The sequence below is a fragment of the Pseudoxanthomonas japonensis genome, assembly GCF_043632995.1.
In the GTDB taxonomy this organism is placed as follows: domain Bacteria; phylum Pseudomonadota; class Gammaproteobacteria; order Xanthomonadales; family Xanthomonadaceae; genus Pseudoxanthomonas_A; species Pseudoxanthomonas_A japonensis.
In genome coordinates, this window is sequence record NZ_CP171632.1 from 3,371,488 (window position 1) to 3,395,118 (window position 23,631).

Consider the following 23,631-nt stretch of genomic DNA (forward strand, 5'->3'; position numbering starts at 1 on the left):
GGGTCAGCTCTTGCGGAGGGAGGACTCGGCGCGACTGGCGCGGTCGAGCAGGGAGAGGTTTTCGCGGATCTGGCCGAGCACCTTCAGGGCCGTTTCCAGTTCGTCCGCATCGATGCCGGCCAGGCAGTCCTCGCGGACCGAGGTGGCCACGGCCTCGATGTCGTGCATCACCGCGTCGGATTGCGGCAGCAGGTGCAGGCGCCACACGCGCCGGTCTTCCGGATCGCTGCGGCGCTCGACGAAGCCGGCCTTCTGCAGGCGGTCGATCACGCGGCCGACGGCGATCGGCTCCATGTCGAGCAGGTCGGCCAGTTCGGACTGGGTGATGCCTTCGCTCTGATGGATGCGCTTGAGCGCACGCCACTGCACGCGGGTCAGGCCGAGATGTGCGGCGCGGCGGTCGAAGACGCGGCCGAACAACCGGCTCAGGTCCGCGATCAGATAACCGATGGTGCTTTGGCCGGCAGGTGTCTTCATGGGTGCCTATGATATAGATGCTTAGGCAATTATATTCAAGGCGAAGAAACTTGTTCAGCCGCGCTTTCGCTACAGGTCAGGGTCTTCAGGGACGGGAGCCCGTCCTGTAGGCAGTCGCCGAGCCCTTCTTCAGGCTCGCAGCAGCGGGGCCGCATCGGCGAAGGAAGGAGGTTCGTCATCCCCGCGCAGGCGGCGACCCAGCGACTTTCCCGCTGTGAAGCCGAAGGCACTGGGTTCCCGCCTTCGCGGGAACGACGGTGTGCTGGACCGGGCGCCACCGTTGGCAGGGAGTTTGGATCCCCGCAAATGACCATCACAGCGCCCTGCGTCAAGCGAGCGCCTGCACTGAGTTGACGGAAAGAGCGCTGTCATCCCAGCGCAGGCGGCGACCCAGCGACTTTCCGCCGTGAAGCCGAAGGCACTGGGTTCCCGCCTGCGCGGGAATGACGCATCGGCGGAGCGGCGGAGCGGCGGACACGCTTGAATGTCGGATTCCGACCCCGGAAACGACGACGCCGGCACGAGGCCGGCGTCGGAATCACTTCAGGTGGCGCGGGCGATCAGCCTTCCCACTTGCCCAGCGCAGCCAGGCCGTTTTCCTTGGCGCGCTCGTACACCACGGCCTGGGCCTTGGCGAAGTTGCCGGTCAGGTCCTGCGACCACAGCTTCAGCGCGGCCTGCTGCATGGCGCGGCCGTAGGAGAAGCTCAGCGGCCACGGCAGGTTGCCGAGCTGGTTCATGGCGTTGAGGTGGGCGGTGGACTGCTCGTCGGTCTGGCCGCCGGACAGGAACACCACGCCCGGCAGGATCGCCGGCACGGTGCTCTTCAGGCACATCACGGTGGACTCGGCCACTTCGTCGACGTCGGCCTGCTCTTCGCAGTCCTTGCCGGCGATGACCATCGAGGCCTTCAGGATGGTGCCTTCCAGCAGCACGTTCTGCTCGTACAGCGCACCGAACAGCGAGCGCAGTACGGCCTCGGTAACTTCGTAGCAGACTTCGATGTTGTGGTCGCCGTCCATCAGCACTTCCGGCTCCACCATCGGCACCAGGCCGCATTCCTGGCACAGCGCGGCGTAGCGGGCCAGCGCGTGCGCATTCGCCTCGATGCAGGTGCCGGACGGGATGTCCTCGCCGATGGTGATGACCGCACGCCACTTGGCGAAGCGCGCGCCCAGCTTGTAGTACTCCTTCAGGCGGTCGCGCAGGCCGTCGAGGCCTTCGGTGACCACTTCACCCGGGCAGCCGGCCAGGGCATGCGTGCCCTTGTCGACCTTGATGCCGGGGATGATGCCGTGGTCGGCCATGTACTTGGCGAACGGCACGCCGTCCTTGGTGGACTGGCGCAGGGTTTCGTCGAACAGGATGGCACCGGAGATGTAGTCCGACAGCTTCGGCGTGGTGAGCAGCAGCTCGCGGTACGCGCGACGGTTCTCTTCCGTGTTCTCGATGCCCACGCCCTGGAACCGCTTGGCGATGGTGGTGGTGGACTCGTCGATCGCGATGATGCCCTTGCCCGCGGCGACCATGGCCTGGGCGGTTTCGGCAAGCTGTTCGATGCTCATGGGATTCCTGTGGCGGGGCGAAAAAGAGACCAATTATAGACCGCACCCCGCCGAGAGCGGGCAATCACGGCGAAGAACGCGCCGCAGCGCGCCCGGCTCCGGCAGCCGCAGCGGTTGTGCCGCGCGGCCGGAACCGCTTACAGCTCGCCCAGACCCTCGGCCTTGCCGCGCTCGCCCATCTGCAGCAGGCGCAGCGTGTTGGTGGCGCCGTGGCGCTCCATGTGGTCGCCGCTGGTGAAGATGACGCGGTCGCCCTCGGCCAGCAGTTCGCGGTCGTGCAGCACGCGCATCGCATCGCGCGCGGCCTCGCGCGGCGCCAGGCCGCGGCTGTCGAACGCGATCGGGAACACGTCGCGGATCATCGCCATCTTGCGGCGCGCGCCGTCGTGGCGCGAGAACGCATAGATCGGCGCATTGGAGCGGAAGCGCGACAGGAAGCGTGCGGTGCCGCCGGATTCGGTCATCGCGACGATCGCACGCACGCCGATGTGCTCGGACAGGAACATCGTCGCCATCGCGATGGCGTGGTCGGCGCGTTCCAGGTTGCGCGGCGCCTTCTCGAAGTCGGTGTCCATTTCGAACTGCTTCTCGGCACCCAGGCAGATACGCGCCATCGCCTCGACCGCACGGACGGGATAGCTGCCCGCCGCGGTTTCCGCCGACAGCATCACCGCGTCGGTGCCGTCGATGACGGCGTTGGCCACGTCCAGCACTTCGGCGCGCGTGGGAATCGGGCTGTCCACCATCGACTGCAGCATCTGGGTGGCGGTGATGACCACCTTGTTGCGCGCCAGCGACTCGCGAATGATCTTCTTCTGCAGGCCTGGCAGTTCGGCATCGCCGATCTCCACGCCAAGATCGCCGCGCGCCACCATCACCACGTCGCTGGCGTCGACGATCTCGGCCAGGTTCTCGATGGCTTCGGTGCGCTCGATCTTGGAGACGAGCGCAGCATCGCAGCCGTGCTCACGCGCGATGCGGCGCGCTTCGTTCATGTCGTCGGCGTTGCGGCAGAACGACACGGCGATGAAATCCACGCCGATGTTCTCGGCCACGTAGGCGATCAGTTCGCGGTCGCGCTCGGTCAGCGCGCCCAGCGACAGGCCACCGCCCTGCTTGTTCAGGCCCTTGCGGTCGGACAGCACGCCGTCGTTGAGCACGGTGCAGACGATGCGCTCGCCTTCGACCGACACCACCTTCAGCTGCATCAGGCCGTCGTCGAGCAACAGCACGTCGCCGGCCTCCACGTCGCCGGGCAGGCCGAGGTAGCTCACACCCACCTGCGAGGCATCGCCGGGCGGCGCGTTGACATTGGCCACCAGGTCGAAGCGGTCGCCCGTCTTCAGCACCACCTTGCCTTCGGCGAACCGCTCGACGCGGATCTTCGGGCCCGGCAGGTCGGCGAGGATGCCGACCTCGGCGCCGACACGCTGCGCGGCGAGGCGCACCGCCGCGGCGCGCTTCGCCTGTCCGGAAGGATCGCCGTGCGAGAAGTTCAAGCGCACCACGTTGACGCCGGCACGGAACAGGTCTTCCAGCACGCCCGGCGGGTCCGTCGCCGGTCCGAGGGTGGCGAGGATCTTGGTGCGGCGCTGGCGTTCGGTCATGGTGCGGGTTCCGTGTGATCGCGCAAACGCTACCACAGCGAAACAGCGTCGTTGAGGTCGGGCTTCGCGACGTCATGCGACTGTCCCGGGACAGCGTGCCTCGCGCTTGCAGCGACGTGCGGAAAGCGCTGTTTTCAAGCGCTTTGGTCAGCATCGCGCACACTGGACGACTGGTATTTTTTTGGTCTCTGCGCATGCGATGGATGCTGCGCACGCACACCCGACTGCGCAAAAAACGAGACGATGAAACGCGCGTTTGATCGCGCGCGTCCCGCTCAGGCGAACAGTGGCCGCAATTGGTCGGGTGCGCCTGCGAGCCGGGTCGCGCCCGCGTCGCGCAACTCCGCTTCACCGCCGAAGCCCCACAACACGCCGACGCTGCGCATGCCGTGGTGATGCGCGCCATCGATGTCCATGTGGCGGTCGCCGATCATCCAGCATGCGTCGGCCGCGAGCGACAGGCGACGCAGTGCTTCACCGATCAGATCCTTCTTGTGGCTCAGGCGGCCATCGGCGGTGGCGCCGATGATGTCCTCGAAGCGGTGCCCGAACGGCAGATGCGCCAGGATCTTGCGCGCATGCGGTTCGTTCTTCGCGGTGACCACGGCGAGCCGGTGGCCATCGGCGTGCAGCGCCTCGATTGCCTCGCCGATCCCGGCATAGACCTGGTGCTCAAGCCAGCCGTGCGACTCGAAGCGCTCCCTGTAGTGTTCGACGGCGGCTTCGACCTTCACCGGATCGCCGAGCAGCGGCAGGAAGCTGGTTCGCAGCGACGGGCCGATCCAGCCACGCAGCTCGGCCTCTGGCGGAACCGGATGCTCGAACTGCGCCAACGCATGCGCGATGCAGCGGGTAATGCCGACGGCCGAATCGATCAGGGTGCCGTCGAGATCGAAGAACAGCGTATCGCGGCTCACTGCGCGCGTGCTTGCAGCGCGGCAACGGCCGGCAGCGTCTTGCCCTCCAGGAATTCCAGGAACGCGCCACCGCCGGTGGAGATGTAGCTGATGTCGTCGGCGATGCCGTACTTGTCCACCGCCGCCAGCGTGTCGCCGCCGCCGGCGATGGAGAACGCCTTCGACTGTGCGATGGCGTGCGCCAGCGTCTCGGTGCCCTTGCCGAAGGCATCGAATTCGAACACGCCCACCGGGCCGTTCCACACCACCGTGCCTGCCGACTTGATCAGCTCGGCATAGCGCTGTGCGGTCTGCGGACCGATATCGAGGATCAGGTCGTCGGCTGCGACCGCGTCAACGGCCTTCACCGTCGCCGGCGCATCGGCGGCGAACGCGGTGGCGACCACCACGTCGGTCGGCAGCGGAATCTCGGCACCGCGCGCCTTGGCGTCGGCGTCGATCTTCTTCGCGGTATCGATCAGGTCGGCTTCGTACAGCGACTTGCCGACCGCATGGCCTTCCGCCGCGATGAAGGTGTTGGCGATGCCGCCGCCCACGATCAGCTGATCGACCTTGCCGACCAGGCTGGTCAGCAGTTCCAGCTTGGTGGAGACCTTGCTGCCGGCGACGATGGCGAGCAGCGGACGTGCGGGATTGGCCAGCGCCTTGTCGAGCGCGTCCAGTTCGGCCATCAGCAGCGGGCCGCCGGCGGCGACCGGTGCGAAGCGGATCACGCCGTGCGTGGAGGCCTGCGCGCGGTGCGCGGTACCGAAGGCATCCATGACGAACACGTCGCACAGCGCGGCGTACTGCTTCGACAGTGCCTCGTCGTCCTTGCCCTCGCCGACGTTCATGCGGCAGTTCTCGAGCAGGACGATCTGCCCGGGTGCGACATCGACGCCTTCCACCCAGTCCTTCACCAGCGGCACGTCGACGCCGAGCAGTTCCGACAGGCGCGCGGCGACCGGCGCCAGCGAATCGGCTTCGCTCCACACGCCTTCCTTCGGACGCCCGAGGTGCGAGGTCACCATGACCGCCGCGCCCTTCTGCAGCGCCAGCTTCAGCGTCGGCAGGGACGCGGTGATGCGCTGCTCGGAAGTGATGCGGCCACCGTCGATCGGCACGTTCAGATCCTGGCGGATCAGCACGCGCTTGCCGGCGAGGTCGAGGTCGGTCATGCGGACGATGGGCATGGGAGGTCCTGGGCAGCGGGAAAGACCGCTATTGTCCCGCCTGCCCCCGCATGCCGCAAACGAGGCGCGGACTACGCCGGTGGACGGCTGCGTAACAGGCTGAAGGCGAAGGCCGCCACCAGCGCGGCGCCCAGCACCAGCAGGCCCCACAGCAGCCAGGTCTTCCAGTCGCGCGGCGTGGGCGGTGCGATCAGCGCCGCATCACCGGCGAGCGCCGAGGCCGGCGACAGGTACGCAGGCGCAGGTTGCCAGTCTTCGCCCCGGTCACGACGCAGCGCATCCACCAGCGCCGGCATCGGCACGACGGCTCTGCGTGCCGTTGCGCTGCCTGCCACCAGCGCGTACGGCGGCGTGCCCTGCGCAAGGAAGACCATCACCTCGGGGCGGTACCCCAGCCTCAGCGTAGGCACCTGATCGGGCAATGCGCTGCGATTGCGCAGGCGCCAGTAGCGGTCGCGTGCCGGCTCGCTCGCCAACGGCTGCGCGGGCGACGCGCTCGGACGATCGCCACCGACCCGATACGCCACCCACGGGCCTGCGCGAAGCCGCCACGGCGCATCGGTCGCGTCGCGGCTTTCCAGCGTCCACTCCCCCACCGCGTAGTCGTCCATCGCCAGGTCGGCGAAGGCGACCGGATGGCGCCCGGTGTTCTCATAGGTGAACGCGTCGACGCCCTGCTCGGACACGCGCTTTCCCTGCAGTTCCGACCACTGCACGGCCTGCTGCAGGTGCACGGCGTCCAGGCGCACGCGGACTTCGCGGATCGGCAGTGCGGGCGACGCATCCAGCGGCACGAAGCGCACGTAGCGCAAGCCGCTCTGGATCGGCACGTCGTCGCGCAGCAGGCGTTGCGCGCCCCGCTGCAGTTCCACCAGCGTCACCCGATCCTGCACCACGTCCCAGGCCTGCAGGTCGTGGCTGCCCTCCACGCGATAGCTCGCCTCGCGTGGCGTGCCGGTGTCCCAGGTGAATTCCAGCGCTTCGGCACGGTCGCGGATGCCGCTCAGGTCGACCAGGAAGGCTCGCGACGGACCCGCCCCGGTGGCGGCACCGGTGTCGGCTTCGATGCGGACGATGCGCCCGTTCTCGCCGAACTGGGCCGACACGCGCGACGACGTGCCGGCATCCTGCATCGACGCCGGCAGCGGGAACCACGGCACGACGATGCGTCGCGCCGGCAATGCCGTCGGTTGCTCGGGGCCGAACAGCGCCGCCGCGACCGGCCTGCCGTGCGCATCCAGCACGTCCACGTCGCGCAGGTCGGGCCAGGCGGTGGTAGCGTAGACCTCATGGTCCAGCACGACGCGGTAAGCGCCGGCCTGCTCGCCGGACAGCACCAGCGGCCATCGCTTCGCGTAGGGCGCGGGCGCCTGCGCGGCCGCCATCAGCGGCAGCAGGCCGAGGAGCATCAGGAACTTCTTCATGTGGTCGCTTCCTCGTTGTCGACGCGGCGCGGCGGTGCCGGCGCCAGGTAACCCACCACCGTGCACAGCAGGCCGTACGCGATGAACGAACCGATGCCCAGCAGGTTGCCCAGGTGCTGACGGTCGACGAACACCAGTTTCGCCAGTACCACGCCCATCAGCACCGCACCGCCCAGCCACAGCATGCGCTGGCCGCGACGCGACCCGATCACCCAGCCCAGCACGCCCAGTACGCTCCAGGTGACGGTCAGGCTGGTCTGCGCCAGGCTGCCCGACAGCAGGCCCTCGTTCCACGGCACGCCGCCCCAGTGATGCACGGCATGCAGCACCACCGAGGTGATCCACACGAACGCCAGCGACGACAGCAGCACGATGCGCGACGGCGGCAGCACGCGCGCCTCCGGCATCCACCAGCGCAGCAGCAGCACCAGTGTGGCGAGTTGCGCCAGTTCCATCGGATTCAGCACCGGAATCCAGGGCAACGGATGCGCGTCGCCGGACATGAAGAGCGAAACCAGCCACCACAAGCCCAGCGCGACGAACAGCACGCAGAACAAGGGCGTGCGCCATGCGTCGAAGCGCCCGCCCAATGGGGCCGCCAGCCAGTCCCAGCGGAACAGCGCCAGCGCAACGACCACCAGCCACGGCAGCGCGATGAGGCCGGCCTGCCACCCGCCACCCATGCCCTCCACGTGGCCGGGCAACCAGGCCAGGAGCAGGCTCGCGACCAGCGGCCACACCAGCCACCACACGAACTGCGCCGCGCCGGCAAGGCGATGGTCGCTGTCGCGCAGGCACATCAGGCTGCGCACACCCAGCACGGCGTAGGCGAGCCACGCCCAGGCGCCGTGACCCGCGAACGGCTGCTGGTGCACCTCCGATTGCCACAGCGCGAACGGAACCGCGGATGCCAATGCGGCCAGCGTCGTCCACGCCAACGCGGTGGACGGACGATGACGATGCACTTCGGCCGCCAGCCAGCCGGTCAGCGCGGCGAATGCCAGCAGTGCGTCGGGTTCGGCGCGATAGGCGACATGCGTATCGATCTCGACCATGCCGTTGCCCAGCCACCACGCGAGGGCCCACAGGTAGTAGACCAGCGCCACGCCATGGCCACGCGCGCGGTACACCCACGCACTGGCGAAGCCGGCCACCGTGATCAGCAGGGCGCTCATGAACGACGCATTGGCGAACATCGTCGCATCCACGCTCTCGCGCCACGAGGCCACGTCGACCTGTGCGATGAAGAACGCCACTGCCGCCGCGATCTGCAGACCCGCACCGGTCAGCTGCGGCAACAACCGCGACTGCCGCAGGCCCAGCCAAGCCAACGCCGCGCCTTCCAGCGCGAACACGCAGGCCGTGGCCTGCGCCGACAGCGCCAGGGGGACCGACAGGGTGGCGAAACCGACCGCCAGCAACGCGTACGACTGTGCGAGCACGTCGTAGTTCGCGCGGCGACGCAATGTCCACGACAGCCCCGCATACAGCATACCCAGGCCGAGCGCGCAGAACGCCAGCGGCAGGCGGCTGTCTTCGAAGCTGCCGCCCTGCATCAGGCCCGCCTGCAGCGAGAACGCCACCAGCGGCATGCCGAACACCAGGCAGCCATCGATGAAGTCGCGGCGACCGGCCGGCTGGCGACGCGCAAACAGCAACGGGATCAGCAGATAGAAGACGAAGAACAAGGCCAGGAACGGCTGCGTGCTGGCGTACTTCTCCGGTGCGTAATCGAACAGCGCCCACGCCGTGCCGATGCCGAAGGTGAAGACGAAGCCGAGCAGGTTCAGTACGCGCCACGACTTGTACCAGGCAATGCCGACGATGGCAGCATTGAGCACGGCGTAGTACGAGAACAGCGCGACATGGTTGCCGCTGCCGGTGGACAGCCAGATCGGCGCAAGGAAGCCCGCGAGCAGCGCGAACACCGCCAGCGACTTCGCGTCCTGCAGGACGGCCAGCATGCCCGCGCCAGCGATCAGCACGATGCTCAGCGCAAAGGCCGCGCCGGCCGGGATCACCCCGAAGATCTTGACCGCGGCGAACACCACCAGCAGCAGCACCCCGATGGCGCCGCCCTGCAGGCTGAGCGCGAACGTGCGGTTGCTGTCGCGCTTGCGCCACGCGAACACCAGCGCGCCCAGCGCAGCGGCGGCGATGCCAGCCAGGCGCAGCTCCGGCGGCAGCGAGAACCAGCCCTGGTCGGCGCCGTACTTCAGCAGCGCGGCCACGCCGGCGAACAGCACCAGCACGCCGATCTTCACCGGCACGTTGCCGACGGTGAACCAGCGCTGCACCGCGCGGAGCGCAACGGTGAACACATCAGGCTTGGCGGGACGCGGCGGCGGTTCGTCGCGCGGCGGACGCGGCGGCAACGCGGCCGCAGGTTGTGCGGGGATCTCCGGCGGCGGCGCTTGGCGCGGAGGAATCGGCGGTGGCGTGCTCGCCTGCACGGGAGGCGGCGTTTCCACGCGCGGCGGCGGCGAGCGTACGAGTTCCGCCAGGGTGGGGCCGGTGTCGGCGGGCGCAGGCGCCACGGCCTCCGGTGCGACCACGGCAGCCTGCGGCACGCGCAGTTGGCTTACCTGCCGCTCCAGATCGGCGACGCGGCGCTTCAGGCCGCTGATCGCCACCAGCGCCACGATCAGCAGTACCGGCACCGCCAGTACGGCCAGGCCGAGCAACACCAGAATTCCCGCCAGATCATCCATCGCCTACCCCGTCGTTGCGTGTTCGGTGCGGGAACGGGCATCCGCTCCCCGGCCGTCCCTTCAGCCTCGCCGCAGCCTCGGGCAAGGCCACCGGATTTGCAAGAATCCGATGCGCCGGTGGCGCAATCCCGCCCATCTCGTATCACATGACGATACCCGGAAACGACACGGGCGCCCCAAGGGCGCCCGTGCGATACGGCGGCTCAGTGCGCCTTACTTGCCGGCGACCACGCGGACCATTTCCAGGCACTTGTTGGAGTAGCCCCACTCGTTGTCGTACCAGCTGACGATCTTGACGAAGGTCGGGTCCAGCGCGATGCCGGCTTCCGCGTCGAAGATCGAGGTGCGGGTGTCGCCGCGGAAATCGGTGGCGACGACCTTGTCCTCGGTGTAGCCGAGGATGCCCTTCAACGCGCCCTGGCTCTGCGCCTTCATCTCGGCCTTGATCTCGTCGTACGTGGCCGGGTTCTCGAGTTCGGCGGTCAGGTCGACCACCGACACGTCGCTGGTCGGCACGCGGAACGACATGCCCGTCAGCTTCTTGTTGAGCGAAGGGATGACCACGCCGACGGCCTTGGCTGCACCGGTGGACGACGGGATGATGTTCTCGAGGATGCCGCGGCCGCCGCGCCAGTCCTTGTTGCTCGGGCCGTCGACCGTCTTCTGCGTGGCGGTAGCCGCGTGCACGGTGGTCATCAGGCCGCGCTTGATGCCCCACTTGTCGTGCAGCACCTTGGCGATCGGCGCCAGACAGTTGGTCGTGCACGAGGCGTTGGAGATGATCGCCTCGCCGTTGTAGGTCTCGTGGTTCACGCCATAGACGAACATCGGCGTGTCGTCCTTCGACGGTGCCGACAGGACGACCTTCTTCGCGCCCGCGTCGAGATGCTTCTGCGCGGTGGCCTTGTCGAGGAACAGGCCGGTGGATTCGATGACGATGTCGGCGCCCACTTCATCCCACTTGAGGTTGGCGGGGTCGCGTTCCTGGGTCAGGCGGATCTTCTTGCCGTTGACGAACAGCGCGCCGCCTTCGACCTTCACGTCACCGTCGAAGCGGCCATGCACGGAGTCGTACTGCAGCATGTAGGCCAGGTAGTCCGGCTCCAGCAGATCGTTGATGGCGACGATCTCGATGTCGTTGCCGAAGTTCTGCACGGCGGAACGCAGCACGTTGCGTCCGATGCGGCCGAAGCCGTTGATACCCACCTTGATCGACATTGCTCGGGACTCCTGCGGCCGCGCCTGGCGCGGCGGGGTTGACGGGGGCCGACATTCTAACAGGCCGCCCCGCCGGCACGTCCCCGCAGGCATTGATCAGGATCAAGGCGGCACGGGAAACGCGGGCAGAGACTGGCGCCACATTCCAACGAGCGTCACCACCATGAAGAAGACCCTTGTCCCGATTGCCATCGCCCTCGCCCTGGGCACCGCCGTTCCCGCCTTCGCCCAGTCCAAGGGCGACTGGACACTGGGCGTGGGCGTGCACCAGGTCAACCCGAAGTCCGACAACGGCGCCCTCGCCGGCGGCACCCTGCCGCTGGAGATCGACAGCGACGTCAAGCCGACGGTGACCTTCGAATACTTCCTGCGCGACAACTTGGGCCTGGAAGTGCTGGCCGCACTGCCGTTCAAGCACGACATCGCGGTGAAGGGCGTGGGCAAGGTGGGCGAAACCAAGCACCTGCCGCCGACCGTGTCGCTGCAGTACCACTTCAACAGCAAGGGCAAGGTGTCGCCGCTGCTCGGCGTGGGCTTGAACTACACGACCTTCTTCAGCGAAGACACCACCGGTGCGCTCGAAGGCACCAGGCTGAAGCTGGACGACTCCTGGGGCCTTGCCGCCCATGCCGGCCTCGACTTCAAGGTCAGCGAGCGCAGCGCGGTGCGCGTGGATGTGCGCTGGGCCGACATCGACACCAAGGTGGAAGTGGACGGTGCCAAGCTGGGCACGGCCAACATCGACCCGCTGGTGTACGGCGTGGCTTATGTCCTGAAGTTCTGAGCACGCGCTCGATCCGGCGCCTGCGGTAAATCGGGGAACGGCCCGTGTCGGTTACAGTACCGGCATGGTCCGTTCCCTTCTTTTCGCGCTCACGCTCGTCGCATCGCTCGCACTCGCGCTGATGCCGGTTCCCGCGCACGCCTGGGGCCTGCTCGGCCATCGGCTGGTGGCGCTGCTGGCCTGGGACGATCTCTCGCCCGACACCCGCCGCCAGATCGACACCCTGCTGCAGGGCGAGCCCGATCCCACGCTGGCGGGGATCGCCGGCTGGGCCGACGACCTGCGCAAGAACGATCCCGCACTCGGACGCGAATCCGCGAACTGGCACTTCGTCAACATCGGCGAGCACGACTGCGCCTACCTGCAACAACGCGACTGCCCCGGTGGCAACTGCGTGGTGGAGGCGATCCGCAAACAGACGGCGATCCTGGCCGACGCGCGGCGTCCGCGTGCCGAGCGCCTGCAGGCACTGAAGTTCGTCGTGCATTTCGTCGGCGATGCCCACCAACCGCTGCACGCCGGTTATGGACACGACAAGGGCGGCAATGAGTTCCAGATCAACTGGAACGGGCGCGGCACCAACATGCACACGCTGTGGGACAGCCGCATGCTGCTGTCCACCGGCCGCAGCGAGCAAACGTATCTGGACCATCTGCGTACGCTGCCACGTCCCACCCTCCCGGCGATGACCCTGCCTCCACCGGCGGCGGCCTGGGCCGAGCAGTCGTGCCATGTGGTGACCCAACCGGATTTCTATCCCCGCCGCGCGAAGCTCGAACAGTCCTATGTGGACAAGCACCTGCCCATCGCCGAGCGCCAGCTGCGCGCCGGCGGCGTGGCACTGGCAGCGGTGTTGAACAAGGCGCTGGACCGTCACTGACCTTCCCCTGGACATCACGAGATCGCACATGACGCGCCGCCCCTGTCTCCCGCTCCTGTTCGCAATCTCCCTGATCCCTTCGGCCCTGCCCGTCCATGCGCAGTCGCATGCCGCGCATGCGCCGTCCGCGCGACCGACGGGCCGGATGGAACTGCCTTGGCATGTCGACCTGTTGCAAGGCCTGCCGCGCCGCACGGTCAGCATGGACGTGCACGGCAAGGCAATGACGTGCAGCGGCGTGGATCTCGTCGACATACTGCGGCACGCCGGCGCGATGCCCGCCGACCCGCTTCGCGGCACCGACCTCGCCCGCCACGTGGAAGTGCGTGCGCGTGATGGCTACACGGTGGTGTTCTCACTGGGCGAACTGGATCCGACCCTCGGCAAGCAGCGCGTCTACGTGACCGACCAGTGCGACGGCAAGCCATTGCCGGCCGACGCCGGCCCGGCACGCCTGCTGATTCCCGGCGACACACGGCCAGCGCGCAGCGCCCGCCAAGTCCAGACCTTCATCATCGAGTAGCCCACCTTCCCCACTGGAGTCGTTCGCATGAACCTGTCCGCGTTGCTCCGCCCCGTCGCAACCGCCGCCCTGCTGCTCGCCACCGTGCTCGTGCCACCCATCGCGCGCGCGCAGAACAAGGCAGGTCTCACCGTCTTCGCCGCCGCCAGCCTGAAGGAATCGCTGGACGAAGCCGCCACCGCCTACCAGACGCATACCGGCATCCCGGTCCGCGTGTCGTACGCCGCCAGCTCCGCGCTGGCACGGCAGATCGAACAGGGTGCGCCGGCTGACGTGTTCTTCTCCGCCGACCTGGAGTGGATGGACTACCTGCAAGAACGCGACAAGCTCGAGGTCGCCACGCGCCGCAGTCTGCTGGGCAACCAGCTGGTACTGGTCGCGCCCAAGGCGAGCAAGGCACGCGTCGACCTGAAGCGGCCCGCCACGCTCCTCGCCGCCCTCGGCGACGGACGCCTCGCGGTAGGCCAGACGCAGACGGTGCCGGCCGGCAAGTACGCCAAGGCCTCGCTGGAATCGCTGTCGCTGTGGAACGGCGTCAAGGCACGGCTGGCCGAATCCGACAGCGTGCGTGCAGCGCTGATGCTGGTGGCGCGCGGCGAGACGCCGCTGGGCATCGTGTACGCCTCGGACGCTAAGGCGGAGCCGGGCGTACGTGTACTCGCGACCTTTCCGGAGGATTCGCATCCGCCGATCGTCTACCCGGTGGCGGCACTGCGTGGTGCGCGCTCCGCGCAGGCGACGCAGTTCGTGCACTGGCTGGCCTCGCCCGCCGCCGGCGCGATCTTCCAGCGCCGCGGCTTCGCCGTGAAACCCTGACCCGAGCATGCTCGACGCGTTCTCGCCGGAAGAACTCACCGCCATCCGCCTGAGCCTGAAGGTGGCGCTGGTGGCGGCGATGGCCAGCCTGCCGCTCGGCGTGCTGGTCGGCTGGCTGCTGGCGCGCACGCGGTTTCCCGGCAAGGCGCTGCTCGACGCCCTCGTGCACCTCCCGCTCGTGTTGCCCCCGGTCGTGATGGGGTACGCGCTGCTGGTCACGCTCGGCACGCAGGGCACCGTCGGCGCGTTCCTGCAGGAGCACTTCGGCATCGTCTTCGCGTTCCGCTGGACGGGTGCCGCGCTGGCCTGCGCGGTGATGGGCTTCCCGCTGATGGTGCGCTCCATCCGGCTATCGCTGGAAGCGACGGACCGCCGGCTGGAACAGGCCGCGTCCACGCTCGGCGCCGGGCCGTGGCGCGTCTTCTTCACCATCACCCTGCCGCTGGCCTGGCCCGGGCTGGTCGCCGGCAGCGTGCTGGCCTTCGCGAAGGCGCTGGGCGAATTCGGCGCCACCATCACCTTCGTATCCAATATCCCCGGCGAAACCCAGACACTGTCTTCCGCGATCTACGGCCTGATGCAGGTGCCCGGCGGCGAAGCCGGCATCTGGCGGCTGGCCGCCGTGGCCGTCGTGATCTCGCTGGCCGCGCTGCTGTTCTCCGAATGGCTGGTACGGCGCCACCACACGCGCCACGGGGAGGAGAGCTGATGCTGAAGCTCGATATCGAACTGCGACGCGGCCACTTCCATCGCCATGTGCGCATCGACGACGACGCCCGGGTGATCGCGCTGGTCGGACCGTCGGGTGCAGGCAAGACCTCGGTGCTCAATGCCATTGCCGGGCTGGTGAAGCCGATCGCAGGTCGCATCGACGTGGACGGTCATTGCCTGTTCGCCAGCGCACAGCAGATCGACGAGCCCGTGCATCGCCGGCGCGTCGGCTACGTGTTCCAGGATGCTCGGCTGTTCCCGCATCTCGATGTCCGCCGAAACCTGCTGTACGGACGGCATGGCGGACGCGGCGCGCCACGCTTCGGCTTCGATGCCGTAGTCGACCTGCTCGGCGTCGCGCCGCTGCTGGCGCGGCGCACGCGCAACCTGTCCGGCGGCGAAGCACAGCGCGTGGCGATCGGCCGTGCGCTGCTGTCGCAGCCCTCGCTGCTGCTGTTCGACGAGCCGCTGTCGGCGCTGGACCAGGCGCGCCGCGAGGAACTGATCCCCTATCTGCAGCGCGTGCGCGACGAGATCCGCCTGCCCATCGTCTACGTCAGCCACCACCCGGACGAAGTCCGGCGCGTCGCCGATTCCATACACGCTCTCGACTGAGCCGCGCGTAGGCTGCTTCCGGACATCGGAGCCGCCGCATGAGCAAGCAACGCTGGAAGACCCTGCCGCCCGACCGGGCGCGACGCTATCTGGAGCCCGGCCCTGTCGTGCTGCTCAGCACCGCGCACCGGGACGAGCGCGCCATCATGACGCTGGGGTGGCACATGATGCTGGGCTACGACCTGATCGGCACGTACCTCTGGCAGGCGAACCGCAGCCACGCGCTGGCCCGCGCCAGCCGCGAGTGCGTGATCAACCTGCCGACCGAAGACCTGCTGGACACGGTGGTCCGGATCGGCAACTGCAGCAGCACCGAGCAGGACAAGTTCGAGCGCTTCGGCCTGACCGCATTGCCGTCGCGCGAGGTCGACGCGCCCGGCATCGGCGAATGCCACGCGCGCTTCGAATGCCGCCTGCACGAAACCCGCATCACCGCCCACTATCCCCTCTTCGTCTGGCGCATCGTCCACGCGCATGTCGCCACCTCGCCCCGCCTGCCGCGCACCGTGCATTACCGGGGCGACGGCCGCTTCATGGTGTCGGGCCGGGAAGTCTCGCGGCGACGGCTGTTCCGGCCGGACACGCTGGAGCAGTGAGCCAGCCCATGGCCGGTTAACATCCGGCTGGGTACGCTGGCGGCATGGCCAAGCACCTCACCGACCTCGACGACGCTGTCGACCTCATCCTGTCCCACACCTATGGGCCGTTGCGCATGGGCGCGCCGCTGGGCATCGGCAAGCCGCACCGGCTGTTGAATGCGCTGTATGCGCGGATCGCCGCGGAACCGTCGCGGTCGTGGATGCTGTACACGGCGCTGTCGCTGGATCCGCCGGGCGGTGGGAAGGGGCTGGAAGGGCGATTCGTGAAGCCGTTCGCGGTGCGCCACTTCGGAGAAGATTTCCCGCGCCTCGCCTACGTGCAGGCAATCAAGCGTGACGCGCTTCCGCCGAATATCGAGGTCGAAGAGTTCTACATGCAGGGCGGCGCGCTGCTGCGCTCGACCACGGCACAGCGGCACTACGCCAGCCTGAACTACACGCACGTTGCGCGCGCGCTGGCAGACCGTGAGCTCAACGTCATCGTGCAGAAGGTCGCGCGCGAAGCCGGCGGCACGCGGCTATCTTTCTCATGCAACAACGACCTGACCCAGGATGCCGTGGATGCCATCGTCGCGCGCGGCCTGCCACGGCCGCTGCTGGTGGCCGAAGTGGATCCCGAGCTGCCGTGGATCGGCGGCACCGCAGCGGTGGACGAGGACTACTTCGACCTGGTCGTCTCGCCGCCCGGCCCCTACCCTGCGCTGTTCGGCCTGCCGCGCCAGCCGGTGTCGGACGTCGACTACGCCATCGGCCTGTACGCCAGCACGCTGGTGCGCGATGGCGGCACGCTGCAGATCGGCATCGGCGCGCTGGCCGATGCGCTGTGCCATGCGCTGGTGCTGCGCCACACCGACAATGCGATGTACCGCCGCGTGCTCGCCGCGCTGGATCCGGACCTGGAGCGCCACCCGGCGGTGATCGCCAGCGGCGGTCTCGATCCGTTCGCCATCGGCCTGTACGGCTGCAGTGAAATGATCAACGAGGGTTTCAAGCGACTGGTCGAAACCGGCGTGATCCGGCGCAAGGTGGTGGACGACGAGGCGCTGATGCAGCGGCTCGCCGACGGCACCGCCAACCTCGGCGACCAGGCACGACTGGAGCGCGATGGCGAATACCTGCACGGCGCCTTCTACCTCGGCTCGCCGGCGTTCTACGAGTGGCTACGCACGTTGCCGGACGACCAGCGTCGCGCCATCGGCATGCGCCGCATCAGCCTGATCAACGAGCTGGAACGCGGACGCGAATCGCTGGCCCGCCTGCAGCGCCCCGATGCGCGCTTCTTCAACTCCTGCATGATGGCGACCGCGCTGGGCGCCGCCGTGTCCGATGGACTGGACGACGGCCGCGTGGTGTCGGGCGTGGGCGGCCAGTACAACTTCGTCGATATGTCGAACGCGCTGGACGGCGCACGCAGCGTGCTGATGTTTCGCGCGGTGCGCGAAGACGCCGGTGCCGCCGAATCGAACGTGCGCTGGAACTACGGACACACGACGATCCCGCGCCACCTGCGCGACGTCTACGTCAACGAGTACGGCATCGCCGATGTTCGCGGCAGGAACGATGAAGACTGCATCATTGCGATGGGCGGCATCACCGATGCGCGCTTCCAGCAGGCACTGATGGAGCAGGCGCAACAGGCCGGCAAGCTGCGTGCCGGCTTCCATGCGCCCGCGCACTGGATCGACAACACGCCGGTGCACCTGTCCGCACGGCTTCGCGCGTTCCGCCACGACGGCACGCTGCCCGACTATCCGCTGGGTAGCGATTTCACCGACGTTGAGCAGCGCATCGTCAAGGCGTTGGGCTGGCTGAAGGCGAATACCGCCACGCCTTGGAAGAAGATCGGCACTGCGCTGCGTGCGCTGGGGGCGAAGCCGGACGATGCGGAGGCGATGGACCGGATGGCGCTTTCGTCGCCTTTGACACTCGGGGAACGCCTGGAAGCGAAGCTGCTGACGCTCGGTCTATCGGAGACGCGTCAACCGTCGTGACCGCTGCGACTGGTCCGTGTGATCGTCATACCCGCGAAAACCGGGGCAAGCGGCACCGCGGCGGAAGCTACGGGACAGTAGCTCACGGCTTTCGCGCAGACGAAGAGTTCGATGGTCCCGCGCTGCAGCACCACACTGCGGCGCTCCCCTGACGCCCAAGCCACTTCTTCTACATGACGGGTTTGCCATCCACCAGGACGTACTCCTTGCCCCGGCTCTTCCAGGTCGGCGTGTCCCGATCGACAAGAATGCAGGGACGACCGCCGCAGGACGTGATCTCGACGTGCCGGGAGGCCTGCAGGACTTCGGCCGACACGTCGGCCGCATCGGCGCGGACCTGAGCATCCTTCAATCGTTGGTACTCATGGTGAAGGAGTAGCAGGAGACCCACGTACAACGTGCCGAAGCCCACAGCCCCGGCGACGAGGCCCAGCCACGCCCTGCCGACAACCGGCCGCAGTGCGGCCTCGGTCTTCTGCTGCTGATCCTGGAACAGGCGCACCATCGCCTGCTTCAGCTTCGCTTCCTCGGCCTCGCGGACGGTCGCCAGACCGGCATTCACCTGTTGCGCCTGCTGCAGGCCATCGGCCATCTGTCGCGCCTGCTTGTCGGCGGCGTCCTCCAGCCGCTCTACCGCCATCATCAGGCGGCGGATGCCATCCGTGTCATTCATCGCGTTCCCCTTGGCTACCTCGCCATTCCCTGCTGCTGTCCCTGCATCTGCCGCTGCTGCGCGTCGATGATGGCCTGCTGTTCCTGTCGCTGCGATTCGTCGCTGAATTGCCGCATGGTCTGCTGTAGCGGCTGCTCGGCCGCCTGACCCGGGTTGATCGTATCCGTGCGACGGTCAAGAGCGCTGTTGTTTGGGTGATTCCACACCGCGATCAGACTACCGTCCCGGCTCGTGACGAGATCGCTGATCTCCGGCAAGTGGCCGCGCCGCGCCTCCAGCGCGATCGTGCCGGCGAGCCGCTCGCGTTGCTCCTGCGTCCAGTGCGAATCCATCTGCGGACCCAGTCGCTCGAGGTGATCCATGGCATGGTTGAACAGCGGGGTGTCCCGGGCCTGCGCCCGCCACGGCTTCTGCGCGTCGTCCCAAACATGGGCATCGGCCATGGACTCTGCCCACAGGCGCTGACCGTCGGGCGACCGGGTGAACTCCTCCTGCACAAGCTTGGCGGCGGCGCGGTCTCCCGCCTGCAGGGCGTCGATCCAGCGGTCGACAAACGGGTCGCCACTGCCTCGGATGCGCTCAGCAGCCACGATCGGCACATGCTGATGGTCGTACCCCATGACTGCGATTCGGATGCCTTGATCCGCTGCGACGATTCGCACATTCATGTGTGACGGCGACCAGCACACCGATCACTCACATTCGGCAGCGGGATCTCTTCTTACGAGACGGCGCCTGTTTCGATGCAAGCGTCAGAACAGGCGCGAGCTCGACAGTGAGGTCACGCTCCACGTCTTCTATTCGACGCGCAATCGCGACCTCAGCACTCAGGACGCCGCACGCTCCAGCTTCACCGCAAGCGTGAAGCGCGGTGCGTGGCAGTTGCGGTTGGGTGGGCGACCCGCGTGGAGGATGTCGCCGTCGAATAGCACCAGCCGTCCGGGACGCGGGCTGACCGCCGCACGCACGTCGCGCTGGCGGTCGAAGAAGACGGTCTCGCCGCCCCACTCGGGGTCCCACTGATCGCACACGTACCACAGCGCGGTCAGTTCGCCCGCGCCCTCCACGCAATCGACGTGACTGAACAGCATGTCGCCGTAATGCGCGACGTTGACATAGCTTCGGTAAGGCCGATACGCCATGGCCGGCGCATGCGCGGCCACCGCTGCCATCGTGGGCGCGGCGAACGGCATGGCGGGGAGTCGGGCCAGCGGAATCTCCGTGGCCCAATGCCGGTACTCGGCGGTATCCGGTCGCGCGATCTCCGAGCGTGTATAGCCCGCCTGCAGCAGCACGCGATGCAGTTCCGCCAGTTGCGGCAACTCCAGCAGGCCGTCGAACACCGAGATGCGGCGTCCGTCGACCTGCTGCGTGTAAGCGGGCGTGACCGTCACAGGCGCGGCCGGCCTACAGCGCCTTCGCCGCCTCGACCACCGCCTCTGCGGTGATGCCGAAGTGCTTGTACAGCGCGTCGGCCGGCGCGGAGGCACCGAACGTGGTCATGCCGATCACCGCGCCGTCCAGGCCGACATACTTGCCCCAGAAGTCGCTGATCGCGGCTTCGACGGCGACACGCTTGCGCACGGCCTTCGGCAGCACGGCTTCGCGGTAGGCGGCGTCCTGGCGGTCGAACACGTCGGTCGACGGCATCGACACCACGCGCGTCTTGATGCCCTGTGCGTCCAGCGTCGCCTTGGCCTGGGTGGCCAGGCCGACTTCCGAACCGGTGGCGATCAGGATCACGTCCGGCGTGCCGTCGGCATCGGCCAGCACGTAGCCGCCACGCGCGATCTCGCCGACCTGCGCGTCGGTACGCGGCTGGTGCGGCAGGTTCTGGCGCGAGAACACCAGGCAGCTCGGGCCGTCCTGGCGCACGATGGCCTGCTTCCATGCCACCGCCGACTCGACCGCGTCGCACGGACGCCACACGTCGTTGTTCGGGATGTAGCGCAGCGAGGCGAGGTGCTCGACCGGCTGATGGGTGGGACCGTCTTCGCCCAGGCCGATGGAGTCGTGCGTGTACACGTGGATGGCGTGCGCCGGGATCAGCGCGCTCATGCGCACGCCGTTGCGCGCGTAGTCGCTGAACACCAGGAAGGTCGCATCGAACGGCACGAAGCCGCCGTGCAGCGCCAGGCCGTTCGCGATCGCGGTCATGCCGAACTCGCGCACGCCGTAGTACACGTAGTTGGCGTTCGGGTCGGTGGTGGAGACCGACTTGCTCGCCTTCCACAGGGTCAGGTTGGAGTGCGCCAGGTCGGCCGAACCGCCCACCAGTTCCGGCAGCAGCGGCGCGAAGGCTTCGATGGCGTTCTGCGAGGCCTTGCGCGAGGCGATGACCGGACCTTCAGCCTGCACCTTGGCGATGTACGCGTCGGCCTGCGCGACGAAGTCGGCCGGCAGTTCGCCGGACGAACGACGCGTCAGTTCGGCGGCCTGCTCGGGGAACTGTGCGGCGTAGGCGTCGAACAGCGCCTTCCACTCGGCTTCCAGTGCCTTGCCGGCGTCGACCTTGTTCCAGCCGGCGTAGATGTCGGCGGACACTTCGAACGGACCGTACGGCCATTCCAGCGCGGCGCGCGTGGCGTCCAGCTCGTCCTTGCCCAGCGGCGCGCCGTGGCTGGATTCCTTGCCGGCCTTGTTCGGCGAACCGAAACCGATGGTGGTCCGGCAACAGATCAGCGTGGGCTTGTCGGTCTTCTTCAGCGCGGTATCGATGGCGGTCTTGATCTCGACCGGGTCATGACCGTTGACGTTGCGCACGACCTGCCAGCCATAGGCCTCGAAGCGGGCCGGCGTGTCGTCGGTGAACCAGCCGTCGGTGTTGCCGTCGATGGAGATCTTGTTGTCGTCCCAGAAGCACACCAGCTTGCCCAGGCCCCAGGTGCCGGCGAGCGAGGCGGCCTCGTGCGAGACGCCTTCCATCAAACAGCCGTCGCCCATGAAGACGAAGGTGCGGTGATCGACGATGGCGTGGCCTTCGCGATTGAAGCGCTGCGCCAGCAGCTTCTCAGCTAGCGCGAAGCCGACGGCGTTGGCGAAGCCCTGGCCGAGCGGACCGGTAGTGGTCTCGACACCGGGGGTCTCGTGACGCTCCGGGTGGCCGGCGGTCTTGCTGTGCAGCTGGCGGAAGTTCTTGAGTTCCTGCAGCGGCAGGTCGTAACCGGACAGGTGCAGCAGCGCGTAGTGCAGCATCGAGCCATGGCCGTTGGACAGCACGAAGCGGTCGCGGTTGAACCAGTGCGGGTTCGACGGGCTGTGGCGGTAGTAATCGTTCCACAGCACTTCGGCGATGTCGGCCATGCCCATGGGCATGCCGGGATGGCCGGAGTTGGCGGCCTGCACCGCGTCGGCGGCGAGGAAACGGATGGCGTTGGCGAGCTGGCGGCGGGTGGGCGTCGTCATGGGGATCGGGACAGAGGGGGCGGCGCCCGGCGGGCTGCGGGCGGCCCATTGTCCCACCCCCCGCCCGCCGTGTCGCGGTTGCGGGCCGGTTGTCGGGGTGTTAGCCCGCCTGCCCCGGCAGCGTCAGATCGTTGCGCTCGCCCTTGGCCACCAGCGAGGCCAGGGTCAGGTCGCCGGTGACGTTGAGCGTGGTGCGGCACATGTCGAGGAAGTGGTTCACGCCCAGGATCAGGCCGATGCCGATCGGGTTCACGCCGACCATCGCGCAGATCAGCGCCACCACAGGCAGCGAGCCGGACGGCACGCCGGCCGTGCCGATGCCACCCAGGATGCACACCAGCATCACCATGAACTGCTGGCCCAGCGACAGGTCCACGCCGAAGAACTGCGCCAGGAAGATCACCGTCACGCCCTCGAACAGCGCGGTGCCGTTCTGGTTGGCGGTGGCGCCGACCGTCAGCACGAAGCGCGACACCGTGCGCGGCAGGCCGAGCTTCTCGTCGGCCACGCGCAGCGCGGTCGGCAGGGTGGCGTTGCTGGAGGCGGTGGAAAAAGCCATCACCATCGCTTCCTGCGCGCCGCGGAAGAACTTGAGCGGCGAGTAGCCCGCAAGCTTCAGCGCAATCGAATAGCTGACGAACTGGTGCAGCGCCAGCGCCAGCACCACCACGAACACGTACTGGCCCAGCCGCACCAGCAGGTCGAAGCCGAAGATCGCGGCGAGGTTGAACATGAAGCAGGCCACTGCATACGGCGCCAGGCGGATGACCAGGCCGATCAGCGTCATCGAGATCTCGAACACGCCCTCGATGCCGCGCTTGAGGATGCCGGTGTTCTCCGACGGGGTCAGCACCAGGCCGATGCCGAACATCACCGCGAAGAACATCAGCGACAGGATTGCTGCGTTGCTGGACGCCGCGCCGATCACGTTGTCCGGCACGATCGACAGCAGCATGTCCATGCCGGTCGGCTGCGTGCCGACGCTGGCGACGATCTCCTTGGTGCGTTCGGCGTTCTCGGCGATCAGCTGCTGCGCCAGCGCCGGATCGACGCCGACGCCCGGCTTGAGCAGGTTCACCAGCACCAGGCCGAGCAGCACGGCGACCGCCGACAGCACGATGGTGTAGGCCAACGTCTTCCAGCCGATCCGGCCCAGCGCGCGGATGTCACCCATCTCGGCGATGCCGCAGACCAGCGCGGAGAACAACAGCGGCACGATCAGCATGAAGATCAGGTTGAGGAATATCTTGCTGAAGGGCGTGGTGACGTACTTCGTGACCTGGCCCACCCACGCCGCGTCGCCCTGCCCCGTGGCATGCACGATGAGCCCAACCAACAGGCCGATGCCGAAACCGATGGCCATCTTCCAGTGCAGCGGCAGTTTGGTGCGGGTGGCGGGCGTGGCGTCGGTCATCGGCGGGTCCTGCGGAGACAAGTTCGGGAGCTTAGCAAACCCGGCGTGACACCCCGTTCTTGCACGACAGGCCGTTCCGGGCCGCGTGCAGCGCGGGTGCCTGCAACGAAGGGATGACGAACGTTGGCC

Annotated in this window: 21 protein-coding genes; 8 read left to right on the top strand and 13 right to left on the bottom strand. The window is 67.9% G+C overall.

All coding sequences use genetic code 11. The features are described from left to right. Window positions 1-3: 3 nt before the first annotated feature. From ACGHX3_RS15795 to gap, 8 genes are all read right to left on the bottom strand, one after another. Complete coding sequence (locus ACGHX3_RS15795; protein ID WP_394695578.1) at window positions 4-477, bottom strand: MarR family winged helix-turn-helix transcriptional regulator; 474 nt, start codon at window positions 475-477, stop codon at window positions 4-6. Between the two features lie 560 nt (window positions 478-1,037). Beyond that, on the bottom strand, window positions 1,038-2,042 hold the full coding sequence (locus ACGHX3_RS15800) for a class I fructose-bisphosphate aldolase (protein WP_162336790.1): 1,005 nt from the start codon (window positions 2,040-2,042) through the stop codon (window positions 1,038-1,040). 137 nt (window positions 2,043-2,179) lie between these two features. After that, window positions 2,180-3,649, bottom strand: coding sequence for a pyruvate kinase (pyk, locus tag ACGHX3_RS15805; protein WP_394695579.1), 1,470 nt, complete (start codon window positions 3,647-3,649; stop codon window positions 2,180-2,182). Between the two features lie 275 nt (window positions 3,650-3,924). Next, window positions 3,925-4,566: an HAD hydrolase-like protein gene (locus ACGHX3_RS15810; RefSeq protein WP_394695580.1), complete on the bottom strand. Its 642-nt coding sequence runs from the start codon at window positions 4,564-4,566 to the stop codon at window positions 3,925-3,927. Continuing rightward, window positions 4,563-5,738, bottom strand: coding sequence for a phosphoglycerate kinase (locus ACGHX3_RS15815; protein ID WP_394695581.1), 1,176 nt, complete (start codon window positions 5,736-5,738; stop codon window positions 4,563-4,565). Before ACGHX3_RS15815 ends, ACGHX3_RS15810 begins: the two co-directional genes overlap by 4 nt. 71 nt (window positions 5,739-5,809) lie before the next feature. After that, the gene (locus ACGHX3_RS15820; RefSeq protein ID WP_394695582.1) at window positions 5,810-7,162 is read right to left on the bottom strand and encodes a DUF3999 family protein; all 1,353 of its coding nucleotides are present in this window, start codon (window positions 7,160-7,162) and stop codon (window positions 5,810-5,812) included. Further along, the gene (locus ACGHX3_RS15825; protein WP_213604592.1) at window positions 7,159-9,864 is read right to left on the bottom strand and encodes a DUF2339 domain-containing protein; all 2,706 of its coding nucleotides are present in this window, start codon (window positions 9,862-9,864) and stop codon (window positions 7,159-7,161) included. The genes ACGHX3_RS15820 and ACGHX3_RS15825 overlap by 4 nt, the downstream gene beginning before the upstream one ends. Window positions 9,865-10,086: 222 nt before the next feature. Then, the gene (gene gap, locus ACGHX3_RS15830) at window positions 10,087-11,091 is read right to left on the bottom strand and encodes a type I glyceraldehyde-3-phosphate dehydrogenase (RefSeq protein WP_162336785.1); all 1,005 of its coding nucleotides are present in this window, start codon (window positions 11,089-11,091) and stop codon (window positions 10,087-10,089) included. A 163-nt stretch (window positions 11,092-11,254) separates the two neighbouring features. Between gap and ACGHX3_RS15835 the strand changes: the two genes are divergently transcribed. From ACGHX3_RS15835 to ACGHX3_RS15870, 8 genes are all read left to right on the top strand, one after another. Next, entirely contained in the window at window positions 11,255-11,875 is a 621-nt protein-coding gene (locus tag ACGHX3_RS15835; protein ID WP_213604534.1) for an OmpW family protein, read from the top strand. 64 nt (window positions 11,876-11,939) lie between these two features. After that, window positions 11,940-12,755, top strand: coding sequence for a S1/P1 nuclease (locus ACGHX3_RS15840; protein ID WP_213604533.1), 816 nt, complete (start codon window positions 11,940-11,942; stop codon window positions 12,753-12,755). A 145-nt stretch (window positions 12,756-12,900) separates the two neighbouring features. Continuing rightward, window positions 12,901-13,278: a molybdopterin-dependent oxidoreductase gene (locus ACGHX3_RS15845; RefSeq protein WP_213604532.1), complete on the top strand. Its 378-nt coding sequence runs from the start codon at window positions 12,901-12,903 to the stop codon at window positions 13,276-13,278. A gap of 27 nt (window positions 13,279-13,305) precedes the next feature. Further along, on the top strand, window positions 13,306-14,094 hold the full coding sequence (gene modA / locus ACGHX3_RS15850; RefSeq protein ID WP_213604531.1) for a molybdate ABC transporter substrate-binding protein: 789 nt from the start codon (window positions 13,306-13,308) through the stop codon (window positions 14,092-14,094). Between the two features lie 7 nt (window positions 14,095-14,101). Next, the gene (modB, locus tag ACGHX3_RS15855; protein ID WP_213604530.1) at window positions 14,102-14,803 is read left to right on the top strand and encodes a molybdate ABC transporter permease subunit; all 702 of its coding nucleotides are present in this window, start codon (window positions 14,102-14,104) and stop codon (window positions 14,801-14,803) included. Further along, window positions 14,803-15,420: an ATP-binding cassette domain-containing protein gene (locus tag ACGHX3_RS15860; RefSeq protein ID WP_213604529.1), complete on the top strand. Its 618-nt coding sequence runs from the start codon at window positions 14,803-14,805 to the stop codon at window positions 15,418-15,420. Before modB ends, ACGHX3_RS15860 begins: the two co-directional genes overlap by 1 nt. A gap of 38 nt (window positions 15,421-15,458) precedes the next feature. Then, entirely contained in the window at window positions 15,459-16,016 is a 558-nt protein-coding gene (locus ACGHX3_RS15865; protein WP_213604528.1) for a flavin reductase family protein, read from the top strand. A gap of 44 nt (window positions 16,017-16,060) precedes the next feature. Next, on the top strand, window positions 16,061-18,010 hold the full coding sequence (locus ACGHX3_RS15870; protein WP_213604527.1) for an acetyl-CoA hydrolase/transferase C-terminal domain-containing protein: 1,950 nt from the start codon (window positions 16,061-16,063) through the stop codon (window positions 18,008-18,010). A gap of 169 nt (window positions 18,011-18,179) precedes the next feature. On the opposite strand, the gene ACGHX3_RS15875 is transcribed toward ACGHX3_RS15870, so the two are convergent. The 5 genes from ACGHX3_RS15875 to ACGHX3_RS15895 all read right to left on the bottom strand — a co-directional run bounded on the left by ACGHX3_RS15875 (window position 18,180) and on the right by ACGHX3_RS15895 (window position 23,502). Beyond that, window positions 18,180-18,683, bottom strand: coding sequence for a hypothetical protein (locus ACGHX3_RS15875; RefSeq protein ID WP_213604526.1), 504 nt, complete (start codon window positions 18,681-18,683; stop codon window positions 18,180-18,182). Window positions 18,684-18,697: 14 nt separating this feature from the next. Beyond that, window positions 18,698-19,303, bottom strand: coding sequence for an XVIPCD domain-containing protein (locus ACGHX3_RS15880; RefSeq protein ID WP_213604525.1), 606 nt, complete (start codon window positions 19,301-19,303; stop codon window positions 18,698-18,700). A 207-nt stretch (window positions 19,304-19,510) separates the two neighbouring features. Then, window positions 19,511-20,077: a 2OG-Fe(II) oxygenase gene (locus tag ACGHX3_RS15885; RefSeq protein ID WP_213604524.1), complete on the bottom strand. Its 567-nt coding sequence runs from the start codon at window positions 20,075-20,077 to the stop codon at window positions 19,511-19,513. 13 nt (window positions 20,078-20,090) lie between these two features. Further along, a complete protein-coding gene (gene tkt / locus ACGHX3_RS15890) occupies window positions 20,091-22,088 on the bottom strand; it encodes a transketolase (protein ID WP_213604523.1) in 1,998 nt (665 codons plus the stop codon). 100 nt (window positions 22,089-22,188) lie between these two features. Continuing rightward, complete coding sequence (locus ACGHX3_RS15895) at window positions 22,189-23,502, bottom strand: dicarboxylate/amino acid:cation symporter (RefSeq protein WP_213604522.1); 1,314 nt, start codon at window positions 23,500-23,502, stop codon at window positions 22,189-22,191. Window positions 23,503-23,631: the final 129 nt, after the last annotated feature.